The organism is Streptomyces sp. NPDC001604, assembly GCF_042893475.1.
In the GTDB taxonomy this organism is placed as follows: Bacteria; Actinomycetota; Actinomycetes; order Streptomycetales; family Streptomycetaceae; genus Streptomyces.
This window is the reverse complement of record NZ_JBIAUY010000018.1, coordinates 120,357-134,354: the sequence shown is the minus strand read 5'-3', so window position 1 is coordinate 134,354 and position 13,998 is coordinate 120,357. Positions and strand designations below refer to the sequence as shown.

The window sequence follows — 13,998 nt, the reverse complement described above, 5'->3', positions numbered from 1 at the left end:
CCGGTTCTCCGGTCACCGTGGCGTCACAGACTCGTCCCAGGAGCCCGCCCCCGCCGTGTGGCCGGCGCCATGAGCACCGGTGGGTGTACGAGGGAGGGAGGCGGGCATGCGGACGGACGTGCAGCAGGGACCTGAGATCTGGATCCGCGGCCCGGTCACCGTACCCGAGCCGGGACCGCAGCGGCCCGCCCCGTCCACCGCCACCGCCCGGCGCTACTCCTGGGTGGGCACGCACGGCGGCGCGGGCGTGTCCACCCTTGCCGCCGTCTACGGCGGTCACGACTGCGGCCGTGCCTGGCCCGGCCCCGAGGACCCGCGGTCCGTCCTGCTCGTCGCGCGTACGCATGCGTCGGGGCTGACGGCCACCCTGCGCACCCTGGAGGTCTTCCGTCTCGGGGAGGCCCCGCCGGGGCTCGACCTCGACGCCGTCGTGCTCGTCGCGGACGCGCCGGGGCGGCTGCCGCGGCCCCTCGACCGGCAGATCCGGCTGATCGAGTCGCTCATCGACGTGTACCGCGTGCCCTGGGTGCCCGACTGGCGCCTCGGTGACCTCGGCGGGTCGCCGCCGCGTGAGACGCAGTCACTCGCCCGCCTCACGGGGGCGGCTAGGCGGTGATGTCCTTCGCCGTGAACCGCGCCCATGCCGCCGAGCCGAACACGGCCGCGTACAGAGCCTGGATCTCGAGGTTCTTCACCAGGTCGTCCCAGTAGACCGGGTCGCGCATCAGGTCGGCGAAGGACAGCCAGTAGTGGGAGAAGAAGTACGGCTGTACCGCGTGGAGCTGGGGTATCTGGTCGAGGATCTGGACGGTGATCAGCAGTCCGACGGTCGTCGCCATCGCGGCGATGCCGCTTCCGGTCAGGGTGGAGACGAACAGGCCGAGGGCCGCGACGCCGATGAGGGACACGGCGACGACCAGGGCGATCAGCACGGCTCTGCCCAGGCCCTCGGTGAAGCTGATCTGTGTGCCGGAGATGGTCGTCAGTTCGCCGAGCGGGAAGAGTATCGCCCCGACGGTGAGCGCCGAGACGGCCACCACGAGGGTGGCGACCAGGCAGAAGGTCATCACGGTCGCGTACTTGGTGAGCAGCAGGCGGGTGCGGCCGGCCGGGGCGACCAGCAGATAGCGCAGGGTGCCCGAGTTCGCCTCGCCTGCGATGGCGTCGCCCGCGACGACGCCGATCGCCATCGGCAGGAAGAACGGGAGCGTCGCGGCCAGCGCGGTGAACACCAGGAACAGGCCGTTGTTGGTGATCTGCGAGATGAAGGCGGGGCCGCCGCCGCGACCGGGGCCTTCCGGCGAACTGCCGCTGGTCTCGATCTTGACTGCGATGCCGACCAGGATCGGGACAGCCGCGAGCACGGCGAGGAGCGCGAGGGTCCGCCAGCGGCGGAACGTGGTGACCAGTTCACTGCGGAAGAGCCCGAAGGTCCACAAGGGACTCGGCTGACGCACCTCGGTCACGACCGCTTCAGCCTGCGACATCGAACCCCTCCCCCGTCAGTGCCACGAAGGCGTCCTCCAGGGACGCCCGTTCCACGCCGAAGCCACGGACCCGGACGCCGGCTGTGACCAGCGCGGCATTCACCTCGGCGAGGTCGCGGTCGGGGGGCTCGGCGGTCACCCGGTCGTCGGTGACGACGACATCGGCGGCGCCCTGCTCCTTCAGCACGCGGGCCGCGTCCCCGAGGTCGGGCGTGGACACGACCAGCCGGCCGCGCACCCCCGCGGCCAGGTCGGCCACGGCGCCCTGGGTGATCAGACGACCCTGCGCCATCACCGCGGCATGGGTGCAGACCTGCTCGATCTCGTCGAGCAGGTGGGAGGAGAGGAAGACCGTCGTGCCGTCGGAGGCCAACTCCCTGACCAGGGAGCGGATCTCACGCATGCCCTGCGGGTCGAGCCCGTTGGTCGGCTCGTCGAGCACGAGCAGTCTGCGGGGCTGCAGCAGCGCCGCCGCGAGGCCGAGCCGCTGCTTCATGCCCAGCGAGTACGCCTTCGCCTTCTTGCCGGCCGCCGCGGTCAGGCCCACCCGGTCCAGCGCGGCCGCGACACGGGCACGGCGGGTGCGCGGATCGGCGGTCGGGTCGGCGGCGTCGTACCGCAGCAGGTTGTCGCGGCCGGAGAGGAAGCCGTACAGGGCGGGGCCCTCGATGAGGGCGCCCACGTGCGGGAGCACGGTGCGCGAGGCACGCGGCATGGGCCGCCCGAGGACGCGCGCCGTACCCGATGTGGGCTCGATCAGGCCCATCAGCATGCGGATGGTGGTGGTCTTGCCCGAGCCGTTCGGACCGAGGAAGCCGAAGACGCTGCCCGCCGGGACGGTCAGATCCAGGCCGTCGACGGCGAGTTGCCCGCCGCGGTAGCGCTTGGTGAGCCCATGGGTGGCGATGAGGCTGTCACCCGGCGGCTCGCTCTGCTCCGGCTCCGTGGCGGACTCCTCGTCCATCGGCTTCCTCGATTCGCACTGGTACGACCTCACGCGACGACTACGTACAGTGACTACGCTCGGGCCCCGCGCAAGGTTCCCGGGGCTAGCCCGCGTTCGCCGCCCTGATCAAGGCGTCCTTGCTCACCGCGCCGACGTAGACCTTGCCCTTGTCGGTGATCAGGGCGTTGATCAGGCGGGTCTTGAAGACCGTGCCCGAGCCGAACTTGCCGGAGACCTTGTCGCCGAGCGAGTCGAGGAAGCCACCGAACTGGCCGCCGGCCTTGGAGCCGGACGGGATGCCCTCGCCGCCGGTGTCGAAGGTGGCGATGGAGTTCCAGCCCTTGCCGATGACGTTCGGTCCGTCGGCCCCCTTGCCGAGGTCCTGGCCGGGCTTGCCGTGGGGCCCGGAGGCCTTGTGGTCGCCCTTCGGGCCGCCCTCGAAGTGGCCCTTTGTGTGGTCGCCCTGCTTGTCCTCGGTGACCTTCGCACCCTTGGGCGGGGTGAAGTCGAAGGTCGAGGCGCTCGGCTTGGCGAAGCTGACCTGGGTGAAGCCGGCGTCGATCACGGCGGCGCCGCCGCTCGCCGGGGTCAGGGTGAACTTCAGCGGCAGCCCGGTCTTCGAGTCCACGGCCACGGTGATCTGACCCACCGTCGAACCGGACTGCTTCGGCTTGACGACCAGCCGGTACGCGTCACGGCCCGCGACCTGGGCGGTCCCCTCGACGGTCACCGAGGTGGTGGAGTCGACCGACTTCAGGGCGTCCTTGGTGAGGTCCTCGGGCGTGGCGGGGACGTCTTGCTTCTGCTGCTTCTCCGCGCCCGCGGGGGCGGTCGAGTGGTAGACCTCGTTCGACTGGCTGTCGTAGCCCCAGACGTCCTTGCCGTTGTGGATGATGCTGTATTCGGCCGCGTTCTCCAGCAGCGACAGCTTCTGCCTGTCCTGGCCGTCGGCCGCGACGCGCAGGGTGTGCGTGCCGGTGGCGAGTTCCGTGAGCTTGGAGGTCGGGTCGGCGGACGAGCCGTCGCCCGACCTGCCGGCGCCGGACGTCAGGCTGCTCTCCAGACCGCCGAGGTCCGGCAGCCCCAGGTCCGTGGTGATCTTCACGGTGCCGGACACCTGCTGTACGTCCGACTTGGCGATCTTGTCGATGAGTTGCTGCGCGCTGATCTTCGGCAGGTCGGGGTCACCGGAGTCGGCGAGCGCCGGGACCAGCCCGATGGTCGCCGCCGCCACCCCCACCACCGCGACCGGGACGACGTACCGCGCGGCCTTGCGACGACCCGCGCGCAGGTCGTCGGCCTCCCCGGCGGTCGTGCTGTCGTCGGATTCGTACGGTGCCATGTGTGCGCTACCTCCGTCGTCGGCGGCGGCTTGTCCAACTCGCGTGTTTCCGTTGTCCACCCCGAGCCGCCATTCTCACCCGAATCGGTGATCAGTGGTGATTTCCGTGGTTTCCATCTCACCAAATCGGCCAGGAGGAAGCGTCAGCCCCGGGGGCCAACTCCGTGTACACCTGGGGTATGACGCGAGAGGGCGGCGCCTGCCCCGACCCGTAGGGGTCGTAGGAGGGAAGACGCCGCCCGAGGTGAGCTCCCGTCAGTTCTGCAGGAAGACGTAGTCCGCCCGGTACGGGACTCCTACGATCTCGCCGGGCGTGCAGGAGCCGGCCGGGGCCACTCCGCCCACGGTGTTGAGCCGCAGGATCTCGGTGGTGTTCGCGAGCAGGCCGTGGTGCTTGCCGGACCGGGTGGCCTTGAGGTCGAGCTCGGGGATGTTGCCGTCCCCGTTCGGAGTCTTGGACAGGACGGCTCCGGTCACCGCGCTTCCGTCCGGTGCGACCCACTGCGGCGTACCGGAGTTGGGCGCGACGAAGGAGTGCCGGATACCGCCGCCGAGCAGGGCGCCGACATCCCGCTGGGCGAAGGCGTAGCCCCCGGCGGCGGCAGGCTTGCACTCGTAGATCTGCTTGCCCTTGATCACGGACGCCTGGAAGTTGTGCAGGGCGTCACGGAAGTCGAAGGCGGCGACGGTGACCTTGTGGAGCTGGCCACGGACGGCTCCGCCGGGGAACTCGGTGGTGTGCAGATTGGCGTAGAACGAACCGGGGTCGGACTTGAGAGCGGCGAGCAGGGCGGCGTCCTTGACCTGGACCGTGCCGGTGACGCTGTGCCGCTTGCTGTTCTTCAGCAGGTCGGTGAAGTCGACCTTGACGCCGCCGTTGGTGCCCTTGGCGCCCTGGTGGATGTGGAGCATGGTCGGTTTGCCGGTGCCGCGCCAGGTCACGGCGACGGACACCTTGTCGTCCTGCACCTTGATGAACTCGAGAGCGGCGCCGTCCTGGTCACCGACGGCCGGACCGCCCGCGACGGGCACCTCGTTGGCCCCGCGCAGACTGGCGGCCAGAAGGGTTCCCCCGGTGCCGTCGGACGCGGCCCCTCCGGTGGCGTGGGCCGGGATCACCGCGGCGGCGATCCCCCCGGCGGCGGCCACCGCGACAGCGGTGGCCATCAGGCTCTTACGGCGCTTCGAGAACGTCGTGTTCATGCGCATGATTCTGTTGTCTCCCCGTAGACGGGCCGACACCCCCTGCGTCGGCCTTCTGAGGATGACTACGGAAGCGATCTCATTCTGGACTCAGTCCAGATGTGTGACGTACGCCACATCGCTTGGAGTGCAGGTCAGAGCCCGCTCGAACGGCAGCTCAGCCGGCCCGATGCACCACGGCGTCACACATCTCCATCAGCGCGAGCTTCGCATCGCACTCCGGCAGCGGAGCCAGCGCCGCTCGCGCGTCCTCCGCGTAGCGCACCGTGTCCCGGCGCGCCTGCTCCAGCGCCGGGTGCGCCCGGAGTCCGGCGAGCGCCTCGGCGTGCCGCGCGTCGTCGCTCAGGTCGGAGTCCAGCAGCTCGCACAGGGCGATGTCCTCGGCAAGCCCCAGCCGGGCCGCCCGCTCCCGCAGCCGCAGCACCGGAAGCGTGGGGACCCCCTCGCGGAGGTCGGTGCCCGGGGTCTTGCCGGACTCGCGCGACTCGGAGGCGATGTCCAGTACGTCGTCCGCCAGCTGGAAGGCGACTCCGAGCCGCTCCCCGTACTGCGTGAGCACGTCCACGACCGTCTCGTCGGCGCCCGACATCATCGCCCCGAAGCGGCACGACACGGCCACCAGCGAGCCCGTCTTGCCGCCCAGCACGTCCAGGTAGTGGTCGACCGGATCCCGGCCGTCCTGCGGCCCCGCCGTCTCCAGGATCTGCCCGGTGACCAGGCGCTCGAACGCCTCGGCCTGCACCCGGACCGCCTCGGGCCCGAGGTCGGCGAGGATGTGCGAGGCGCGCGCGAACAGGAAGTCGCCGGTGAGGACCGCCACCGAGTTGCCCCAGCGGGTGTTGGCGCTGTCGACGCCGCGCCGCACGGCGGCCTCGTCCATCACGTCGTCGTGGTACAGCGTCGCCAGATGGGTCAGCTCCACCACCACGGCCGAGGGCACGACCCCCGGTGCATACGGGTCGCCGAACTGGGCGGCGAGCATCACGAGCAGCGGGCGGAACCGCTTCCCGCCCGCCCGCACCAGGTGCTGGGCGGCCTCCGTGATGAAGGGCACCTCACTCTTGGTGGCTTCGAGCAAACCTTCCTCGACGGCCGCCAATCCGGCCTGGACATCGGCTTCCAGAGCCTGGTCCCGCACGCTCAGCCCGAACGGCCCGACGACGGTCACGAGGGGTCTCCTGTCTGCTGGTGTCTACTGGCGGTTACACGGTTTGTCGATAGGTCGCTGACATCACTCAAGTCAGCGTATCCGGTCACCTTTCGATCACCGATGCCGCCCACCCGTCCAGCCTGGGCGGTATCGGATCACGACCGGTATGTTTTCGATCAACCGATAAGAACGGATATCCATCGACTTGTCTATCGGGGTGTCGGCCGGCGCGCCTCTCGGCGTGTCCCCCGGTGCGTCCGTACGAGTCGGTACGCCCGAGTGCCCTTCCCTCAGGAAACGACTCACGAGGACCTCCGGATCCCGGCACGGGGTGCTCGACGGGCGACCGCCATGACAACGACGTGCACCACACGCCAGGTTCCGCTTTCGCCCCCCAATGAGGCGATGGGCGGCTGGTTGACCACGAGTTGGGGCCATTGCCCTATTTGCCACTCTTGCGAATGCCGGTGACTTGACTCACACGGCAGTACGGGCCGACAAGCGCTGCCCTCTCGCCGGTTCCCCTCTCCCGTACGCGAGTTGAGACTTGGCAACCGCAAAGGATCAAGTGCCCCATAAGCCTCAGAGCAAGGTCAACAGGCGTGATCTGTGAGGCCGACCCTTGTTCCCGCCATGTGCTCTCGCATACGTTCCCGGCCTGTCGGGTGGACGCCGAATCCTGCCGCCGCCCGGACACGACCATCGACCAACTGACTCGCACGGCAGGAGCGGGGGAACCAGGTAGGCCGCCGGACCGGGCATCGTCCCGGGCCGGCTAGGGGTGAAGTCGCGTGGCCGTACGGCTGCGCGGCCGGGCATCTCCCCGCCCGAACCCGACAGCTCACCTCGCAGGCGACGGAGAGGATCCCGCCATGCCTGCAACAGGTCAGCACCGCCGTCCCAGAAGCAACCGCCTCGCCCGCAAGCTCGCCGTCACCGGTACCGGCGCCGCCGTTCTCGCCCTCCCGCTCATCGGGGCGAACAGCGCGTCCGCGGCCACCCCGACCGTCGCCAACGTGAAGTCGATGGGCTACGCCGACAACCTCGACGGCTGGATCCGGGGCGCCCTCCAGGTCATGAAGCAGAACGGTATCCCCGGGACGTACAACGGCATTTACCGCAACATCATCCGCGAGTCCTCGGGCGACCCGGCCGCCATCAACAACTGGGACTCGAACGCGGTCGCCGGCACCCCGTCCAAGGGACTGCTGCAGGTCATCGACCCGACGTTCCTCGCCTACCATGTGCCCGGCACGGCGATGAACCCCTTCGACCCGATCGCGAACATCACGGCCGCCTGCAAGTACGCCGCCGCGCGGTACGGGTCGATCGACAACGTGTTCGGTGCGTACTGAGCACTCCGTGGGAGTGCCGCGATCGGCCGTTCGTCGGCTGCGGCGCCTTCGTGGCTGGTCGCGCCCCGCGGCGGAGCCGCAAGTCAATACAGCCCCGCGCCCCTGAAGGAGCGCTGCCGTAACGTAGCGGACTTCGCTGAGGCCGCTCAGAGCTCCTCCAGCTCTCCGAGTTCATGGAGCTCATCGAGCTCCCCGAACTCGAAGAACATTCGCTCGAGGACGACGGCGATGCCGTCGTCCTCGTTCGACAGGGTGATCTCGTCGGCCACCGCCTTGAGTTCGGGGTGGGCATTGGCCATGGCGACGCCGTGGGCGGCCCAGTCGAACATGGGGATGTCGTTGGGCATGTCACCGAAGGCGATCGTCTGCTCGGGGCCGAGTCCCAGGTGCGCGGCGGCCAGTGCGAGGCCCGTCGCCTTGGTGATGCCGCATGGCTGGAGTTCGACGGTCCCCGGTCCCGACATGGTGACGGTGGCCAGCGAACCCACCACCGAGCGCGCCGTCGCCGCCAACTCGTCGTCGGACAGGGCGGGATGGCGCAGCAGCACCTTGCTGATGGGTTCGCACCACAGGTCGTCGCGCCGGTCGACGCGGACCGCCGGCAGCGTCGGATGCGGCATCAGATAGCCCGGTTCGATGAGCGTGAGTCCCTCCACACCGTCCTGGTCGACAGCCGCGTACACCTGGCCCACCTCGGCCTCGATCTTGCCGAGGGCGGTCTCGGCCAGCTCCCGGTCCAGGGTGACGGACCACAGCAGACGGTCCGCGCCCACGTCGTAGACCTGCGCGCCCTGCCCGCACACCGCGAGCCCCCTGCCGCCCAGTTGGTCGAAGAGCGGCCGCACCCTGGGGGCCGGCCGGCCCGTCACGACCAGGTGCCGGGCGCCGGCCCCGGCGACCCGTGCCAGAGCGGCGAGGGACCGGTCGGAGAGCGTGTCGTCGCCTCGGAGCAGCGTGCCGTCCAGGTCGGTGGCGATGAGTGCATATGCGGTGGGTGCGGCCATGATCAGAGAATACGGACAGGACGCCCCACCGACTCATCGCGAACCGGACGACGGCCGATTGCCCCACCGTCCCTCGCTCAACTCCCCTATCCTTGTGGGCTCTTCATCGTCCGGCGGGAGCCCGCGGCCGCTGCCTAGCCGTGCGCTGCCGCCAGGTGTTTGGCCAGCCTCGGAGAGGCGAACTCGGTGCCGCAGACGAAGCGCATCACCGGGCCGTACGACGCCGCGGCCGGCAGGCCGGTGAAGTACAGGCCGGGGACCGAGGAGACGTATCCCGCGCCCAGTTTGGGGGTGCCGCGGCTCACCGCGAGACGCGTGCGCAGTTCGTGGCCCAGGAAGTCCATGGCCGCGATGTCCACCCGGTATCCGGTGGCCGCGATGACATGGTCCGCGGACATGTCCAGGATGCGGCCCGTGTGGGTACGCACCCTCAGCTTGCAGCAGCCGTCGGCCGCGTCCGCCCCCACGATCCGGTCGACCTCGCTGACCTGAACCTTCCCCTCGAAGCGGTCACGCAGCCACCACGCCCCGAGCGGGCCGAGGACGCGCCGCACCAGGTAGTGGCGGGTCTCGGCCGGCAGATAGCGGTAGGGGTGCGGGTAGTAGCTGAGGGCCCACAGGGACCAGGCGCGGCCGAAGGGCGACTCGGGGCGCAGCTTCGGCTGCTTCCACGGCGGTGCGCCGAAGGCGACCCTGCCGCGGCCGCGGGAGACCACCCGCACCTGTGCGCCCGCCTCCGCCGCCAGCGCCGCCGTCTCCAGCGCGGACTGGCCTGCGCCGACCACGATCAGTTCCTTGCCGGCGTAGCGCGTGAGGTCGTGCTGCTGGGAGCTGTGGGAGACCGGGCCCGTGGGGGTGGGTCCGTCCGCCGCGGCGGTGGCCAGTTCGGCCGGCAGGTGTGCGAGGCCGGACAGGCCGGTCGCCACGACGACCGCGCGGGCGGTGAACAACTCCCCGGAGTCCAGTTTGAGTTCGAAGCCGCCGCCCTTGTGCCGGTCCACCGAGACCACCCGCACCTGCTCCAGTTCGGGCACCAGCTTCTGCTGGAACCACTCGCCGTAGGAGATGAAGGTCTCGACGGGGATGATGTCCTCGTCCGTCACCAGCCGCCTGATGCCGGCGGCGTCGCAGTAGTCGGCGAGTGTGTGGCCCTGCTGCGGCGCGTCCAGACTGGAGGCGGCAGGGGTCGACTTGAGGAGCATTCCGGCGGGCATGTGGTCGCGCCAGCTGACCATGGGCTCGCCGAAGACACGGACCGGCAGTCCGCGGGCTCGGAGATGGGCGGCGGTCGACAGGCCGAAGGGCCCGGCGCCGATGACTGCAACCGGTTGAATCACGAAGTCCCTCCCCAGGACGCTCACTTCGTCACTTCGTGTGGTTCGTCTCGGACCGCTGACCGGTCGGCTAGCCGCCCGAACTGGTGGAGCTGCCACGGCGGTTGGTCCGCCACAGCTGGTACAGATGCTTCGCGCCCGGCCGTACGAAGCGCGCGAGCATCGTGAGGAACGGCAGCGGGTCGTCACCCGCGAGCCAGGCCAGCTCCGTCCCGCTCGCGTGCGCCGGTGCGTGCGGCGTCGTATAGCCGCTGCGGCGGTAGGCGAGCAGGGCGGGCAGGTCGATGTTCTCCACGATGTACCGGTGGCCGGCCCGCTGTTCCCCCTCCGGGACGGAGCGGCCGGTCAGGTCCAGATGCATGGCGCGGACGACGTCCACCCCCGACTCGTTCTCGAACAGCCGGAACTGGGCGCCCATGCGTGGATTGAAGTCGAGGAGTTTGTACTGTCCGTCGCGCCGGTCGAAGCGCAGGTCGAGGTCGATGACGCCGGTGAAGCCGATCTGTTTGATGAAACGCGCGGCGATGTCCGCGAGTTCCGGATTGTCGACCACATACGCATTGGCCGTCATGCCCGCGTGCGGCGGCCAGGAGCGCACCTTCACGCCCGTGAACATCGCGAGCGGCGTCGAGTCCTGGTCGAAGTAGGCGTGCACGATCCAGTCCTCGGCGTCCTCCCTGGGCAGGTACTCCTGGAGGATCACCCCGGGACACTCGCCCCAGTCGCGGGCCAGGCCGAGCAGGCCCTCGCGGGTGGCGATCCGCGTCGTGCCGTTCACCGCCGGCCGTTTGCGCCGTACGAAGGCCTCACGGTTCTTGGCCACCACCGGGAAGCGGGCCTTCTCGGCGAACGTGACGATGTCGTCGTACGACTGCGGGAAGGCGGCCGTGGGGCTCGGGATGCCGTGTTCCACGCACAGTTCGTGCAGGCCCTGCTTGCTCGCGAGGCGGCGGGGCAGGGCGGGCTCGACCCGCGGGAACAGGAAGCGGCCGGCGAGTTCGTCCTGGTGCTCGGCGATCAGGACGGCTGCCTCCTCGTCGGTGGGGACGAGGACGGTGGGGCGGCCGATGCGGCGCCCGATGCGCAGCAGGCCCTCCACCAGACGGGCGGGTTCCTCCGTGCCGGTGGTCGGCCAGACGAAGGCTTTCTCGAGGTAGCGGGAGGAGGCGGCGGGTGTGTAACGGTCCTCGGTGATCGCGTACATGGGCACGCCGAGGCGGCCCAGGCTGCGGATCGCACCCACACCGCCGTGGTGCAGCGGGTAGTCGCCGAACTTGACGATCAGGCCGGGCACTTCACGGTCGGCCGCGAACGGCACACTGCGCGTGCTGCTGGCCACGGGTCCCCCCACGTGTCCCCCCTACGGACCGGACCCACCCCGTCCGTGTCCCCCAAAGGACGCTAAGCCGGAATTGCCACATCCGACAAGCCCAATTCGGACATTGCAAACTCTTTAGACACTGCCCAAGACCGGCCACGCGGCCGTAACGTGTGGCGCGGCCACCCAGCAGCCGTATAACGGTTCGCGCAGGTGGCACACGACAGACGGCTCGCGACACAGTGAGAGTGAGGCAGCACCCCATGCCCCCCTTCGATGTCCCCGAGGGCGATCCCTTCGGTCCGCACAACCTTCCGTACGGCGTCTTCTCCCCCGCCGGCTCGACGGAGCGGACCGTCGGCGTCCGGCTCGGCGACCAGGTCCTGGACGCGGGCGCGGCGGCGCGGGCGCTCGGCTCGCCGTACGCCTCCCTGCTCGCGCAGCCCTCGCTGAACCCGCTGCTCGCCGCGGGCCGCACCGCCTGGTCGGACGTGCGGCGCGCCCTGACGGCGTGGGTGACGGTACCGGCGCACCAGGAGGCGGTAGGGGCGTTCCTGCATCCGCTGGCGTCGGTGACGCTCCACCTCCCGTTCGAGGTCGCGGACTACGTCGACTTCTACGCCTCGGAGAACCACGCCCGCAACGTCGGCCAGATCTTCCGCCCGGACGCCGCGGACTCGCTGACGCCCAACTGGAAGCACCTCCCGATCGGTTACCACGGGCGGTCGGGAACGGTCGTGGTGTCGGGTACGGACGTCGTACGGCCGTCCGGGCAGCGCAAGGCCCCGGCCGATGCGGCGCCCGTCTTCGGGCCGTCCGTCCGCCTGGACATCGAGGCCGAGGTCGGTTTCGTGGTGGGTGTGCCCTCGGAGCGCGGGCGCCCGGTGGCGCTCGGCGACTTCCGGGAGCATGTCTTCGGCCTGTGCCTGCTCAACGACTGGTCCGCGCGCGACATCCAGGCCTGGGAGTACGTCCCCCTCGGCCCGTTCCTCGGCAAGTCCTTCGCCACGTCGGTGTCGGCGTGGATCACCCCGCTGGACGCCCTGGAGGAGGCGCGGGTGGCGCCCCCGGAGCGGACCCATGCGCTGCTGCCGTATCTGGACGACGCGGCCGACTCGGGTCACGAGCCCGGCGGGTACGACCTTCGGATCTCCGTCGCGATCAACGGTTCCGTCGTCTCCGAGCCGCCGTTCTCCACCATGTACTGGACGGCCGCGCAGCAGCTGGCCCATATGACGGTGAACGGCGCCTCCCTGCGGACCGGCGACCTGTACGGGTCGGGCACGGTGAGCGGCCCGGAGCCCGCGCAGCGCGGGTCGCTCCTCGAGCTGACCTGGAACGGGCGCGATCCGCTGGAACTTCCCGAGGGCAAGCGGACGTTCCTGGAGGACGGGGACGTGGTGACGTTGTCGGCGTGGGCGCCCGGACCGGGCGGAACCCGCGTGGGTCTCGGCGAGGTGAGCGGACGGATCGTGGCAGGCGCGACGGAGTGAGCGGGAGTTGCGGGACGTGACGGCGGCGGTACGGGTCGTGCGGACGGTCGTACGAGACGTGCGAGATGTACGGGGTGTGTCGTACGGGATGGCCGTCGTCCCCTGACTCCTGCGCCGTTCGCCGTCATACTGGCGGCGGGCGTCTTGTGCGCCGAGCCGCACCACCGCACCGCCCCGCCCCTTCCTCCGACCAGGATCCGGAGACCGTGGCATGACCGTCTGTCTGCTCCTGCTGAGCGTCGTCGCCCTGATGGCCGCCGTGCCGGTGCCGCGTGCGCTGGTGCGGTCGGCGTGGCCCGAGCGGGAGCCCGTGGTCGCGCTGTGGGTGTGGCAGTGCCTGGTCGCCACCGTCCTGCTGTGCTGTCTGACGGCGCTCGTGCTGGGCGCGGCCGCCGTCTTCCACACCTTCCGCGACCACGTCTTCGCGCCGGCGCCGCCGGCCGTGACCGCGGCGTACGACCTGACCGCCGCGCCCGCCTGGTCCGCGGCCCTCACCCTGCTGCTGGCCTGCGGCGCCGCCTGGACGACGGCGATGCTCGCCCGCGAACTCGTCGAGGCGCGCCGCCGCCGCGGACAGACCCGGGCGCATCTGCGCGAACGCGCCCCCGAGCTGCCCGCCGGACTGGAGGAGGCGGCCCGCGGCCCGCTGCTGGTGCTGGAGGACGAGTACCCGGACGCCTGGTGGATGCCCGGCCACCCGCCCCAGCTGGTCGTCACCACGGGCGCCCTGCACCGGCTCACCGACCACCAGCTCGACGCGGTCCTGACGCATGAACGCGATCATGCGCGGGCGCACCACGACTGGCTGCTGCATCTGTCCAGCGCGCTGGCCACCGGCTTTCCCCGCGTCCCGCTGTTCGCCCACTTCTGCGAGCAGACCCACCGGCTGGTGGAGCTGGCGGCGGACGACACGGCGTCCCGCCGGTGCGGCCATCTGACCACCGCGCTCGCGCTGATCGAGCTGAACCAGCACCGCGGCGTGCTGTCCTGCGCCTCCAGCCACCGCCTCCTCGGTGAGCGTGTCGACCGCCTCCTGGAGCCGCCGCCGCGGCTTGGGCGCCGACACCGGGCGCTGACGACGACGGTGGCGGCGCTGGTGCCGTTGCTGCCGCTGCTGATCGCGTTCGCACCGGGGCTCACGGCGCTGGGCTGAGCCTTGCCGTGGGGGCTGCTTTCTTTGGGACGGGCCCTTTCGGCCTGACGGTCTCGTCCTCAGACGCCGGACGGGCTGACATTGGCTGAGCTCGTCTCTTCCTCGCACGCCGGACCGGCTGGAAGTGGCCGAGCTGGCCTCGTCCTCAAACGCCGGACGGGCTGACATTGGCTGAGCTGGTCTCGTCCTCAAACGCCGGACGGGCTGACATTG

12 protein-coding genes and 1 riboswitch are annotated in these 13,998 nt (G+C 70.5%); of the genes, 4 read left to right on the top strand and 8 right to left on the bottom strand.

Features of this window, described 5'->3' with window-relative positions; genetic code table 11:
- Positions 1–106 precede the first annotated feature (106 nt).
- Entirely contained in the window at positions 107–616 is a 510-nt protein-coding gene (locus tag ACFY1E_RS36905; protein WP_389084150.1) for a hypothetical protein, read from the top strand.
- On the opposite strand, the gene ACFY1E_RS36900 is transcribed toward ACFY1E_RS36905, so the two are convergent.
- The 5 genes from ACFY1E_RS36900 to ACFY1E_RS36880 all read right to left on the bottom strand — a co-directional run bounded on the left by ACFY1E_RS36900 (position 606) and on the right by ACFY1E_RS36880 (position 6,146).
- Positions 606–1,487: an ABC transporter permease gene (locus tag ACFY1E_RS36900; RefSeq protein ID WP_389084149.1), complete on the bottom strand. Its 882-nt coding sequence runs from the start codon at positions 1,485–1,487 to the stop codon at positions 606–608. The two genes, ACFY1E_RS36905 and ACFY1E_RS36900, sit on opposite strands and share 11 nt — an antisense overlap.
- Complete coding sequence (locus tag ACFY1E_RS36895) at positions 1,474–2,451, bottom strand: ABC transporter ATP-binding protein (protein ID WP_389084147.1); 978 nt, start codon at positions 2,449–2,451, stop codon at positions 1,474–1,476. Before ACFY1E_RS36895 ends, ACFY1E_RS36900 begins: the two co-directional genes overlap by 14 nt.
- A gap of 85 nt (positions 2,452–2,536) precedes the next feature.
- Positions 2,537–3,775: an outer membrane lipoprotein carrier protein LolA gene (locus ACFY1E_RS36890; RefSeq protein WP_389084146.1), complete on the bottom strand. Its 1,239-nt coding sequence runs from the start codon at positions 3,773–3,775 to the stop codon at positions 2,537–2,539.
- 255 nt (positions 3,776–4,030) lie between these two features.
- Complete coding sequence (locus ACFY1E_RS36885; protein WP_389084143.1) at positions 4,031–4,978, bottom strand: CHRD domain-containing protein; 948 nt, start codon at positions 4,976–4,978, stop codon at positions 4,031–4,033.
- Positions 4,979–5,135: 157 nt separating this feature from the next.
- Positions 5,136–6,146 (bottom strand): polyprenyl synthetase family protein, encoded by a 1,011-nt coding sequence (locus ACFY1E_RS36880; protein ID WP_389084140.1) that lies wholly within the window; start codon positions 6,144–6,146, stop codon positions 5,136–5,138.
- Between the two features lie 680 nt (positions 6,147–6,826).
- Positions 6,827–6,996, top strand: a riboswitch (cyclic di-AMP (ydaO/yuaA leader).
- A gap of 4 nt (positions 6,997–7,000) precedes the next feature.
- On the opposite strand from ACFY1E_RS36880, the gene ACFY1E_RS36875 reads away from it, so the two are divergent.
- On the top strand, positions 7,001–7,483 hold the full coding sequence (locus ACFY1E_RS36875) for a transglycosylase SLT domain-containing protein (RefSeq protein ID WP_344403617.1): 483 nt from the start codon (positions 7,001–7,003) through the stop codon (positions 7,481–7,483).
- 146 nt (positions 7,484–7,629) lie between these two features.
- Here ACFY1E_RS36875 and ACFY1E_RS36870 read toward each other — a convergent pair whose 3' ends face one another.
- The 3 genes from ACFY1E_RS36870 to ACFY1E_RS36860 form a co-directional block, all read right to left on the bottom strand.
- Positions 7,630–8,487 carry an HAD family hydrolase gene (locus tag ACFY1E_RS36870; protein WP_389084137.1) on the bottom strand — a complete coding sequence of 286 codons (858 nt, stop codon included), beginning with the start codon at positions 8,485–8,487 and terminating at the stop codon, positions 7,630–7,632.
- A gap of 134 nt (positions 8,488–8,621) precedes the next feature.
- On the bottom strand, positions 8,622–9,824 hold the full coding sequence (locus tag ACFY1E_RS36865; RefSeq protein ID WP_389084134.1) for an FAD-dependent oxidoreductase: 1,203 nt from the start codon (positions 9,822–9,824) through the stop codon (positions 8,622–8,624).
- A gap of 67 nt (positions 9,825–9,891) precedes the next feature.
- Positions 9,892–11,160, bottom strand: a complete 1,269-nt coding sequence (locus ACFY1E_RS36860) for an ATP-grasp domain-containing protein (protein ID WP_389084132.1) — start codon at positions 11,158–11,160, stop codon at positions 9,892–9,894.
- Positions 11,161–11,402: 242 nt separating this feature from the next.
- Here ACFY1E_RS36860 and fahA point away from each other — a divergent pair, with 242 nt between their 5' ends.
- Together fahA and ACFY1E_RS36850 are read left to right on the top strand one after the other, a co-directional pair.
- Positions 11,403–12,632, top strand: a complete 1,230-nt coding sequence (gene fahA / locus ACFY1E_RS36855) for a fumarylacetoacetase (protein WP_389084129.1) — start codon at positions 11,403–11,405, stop codon at positions 12,630–12,632.
- A 211-nt stretch (positions 12,633–12,843) separates the two neighbouring features.
- Positions 12,844–13,785 (top strand): M56 family metallopeptidase, encoded by a 942-nt coding sequence (locus tag ACFY1E_RS36850; RefSeq protein ID WP_389084126.1) that lies wholly within the window; start codon positions 12,844–12,846, stop codon positions 13,783–13,785.
- The last annotated feature ends 213 nt before the right edge of the window (positions 13,786–13,998 follow it).

Coding starts and splice junctions, on each gene's coding strand:
- fahA (WP_389084129.1), top strand. CDS start 11,403: ATGCCCCCCTTCGATGTCCCCGAGGGCGATCCCTTCGGTCCGCACAAC.
- ACFY1E_RS36850 (WP_389084126.1), top strand. CDS start 12,844: ATGACCGTCTGTCTGCTCCTGCTGAGCGTCGTCGCCCTGATGGCCGCC.
- ACFY1E_RS36895 (WP_389084147.1), bottom strand. CDS start 2,451: ATGGACGAGGAGTCCGCCACGGAGCCGGAGCAGAGCGAGCCGCCGGGT.
- ACFY1E_RS36870 (WP_389084137.1), bottom strand. CDS start 8,487: ATGGCCGCACCCACCGCATATGCACTCATCGCCACCGACCTGGACGGC.
- ACFY1E_RS36885 (WP_389084143.1), bottom strand. CDS start 4,978: ATGAACACGACGTTCTCGAAGCGCCGTAAGAGCCTGATGGCCACCGCT.
- ACFY1E_RS36900 (WP_389084149.1), bottom strand. CDS start 1,487: ATGTCGCAGGCTGAAGCGGTCGTGACCGAGGTGCGTCAGCCGAGTCCC.
- ACFY1E_RS36890 (WP_389084146.1), bottom strand. CDS start 3,775: ATGGCACCGTACGAATCCGACGACAGCACGACCGCCGGGGAGGCCGAC.
- ACFY1E_RS36875 (WP_344403617.1), top strand. CDS start 7,001: ATGCCTGCAACAGGTCAGCACCGCCGTCCCAGAAGCAACCGCCTCGCC.
- ACFY1E_RS36905 (WP_389084150.1), top strand. CDS start 107: ATGCGGACGGACGTGCAGCAGGGACCTGAGATCTGGATCCGCGGCCCG.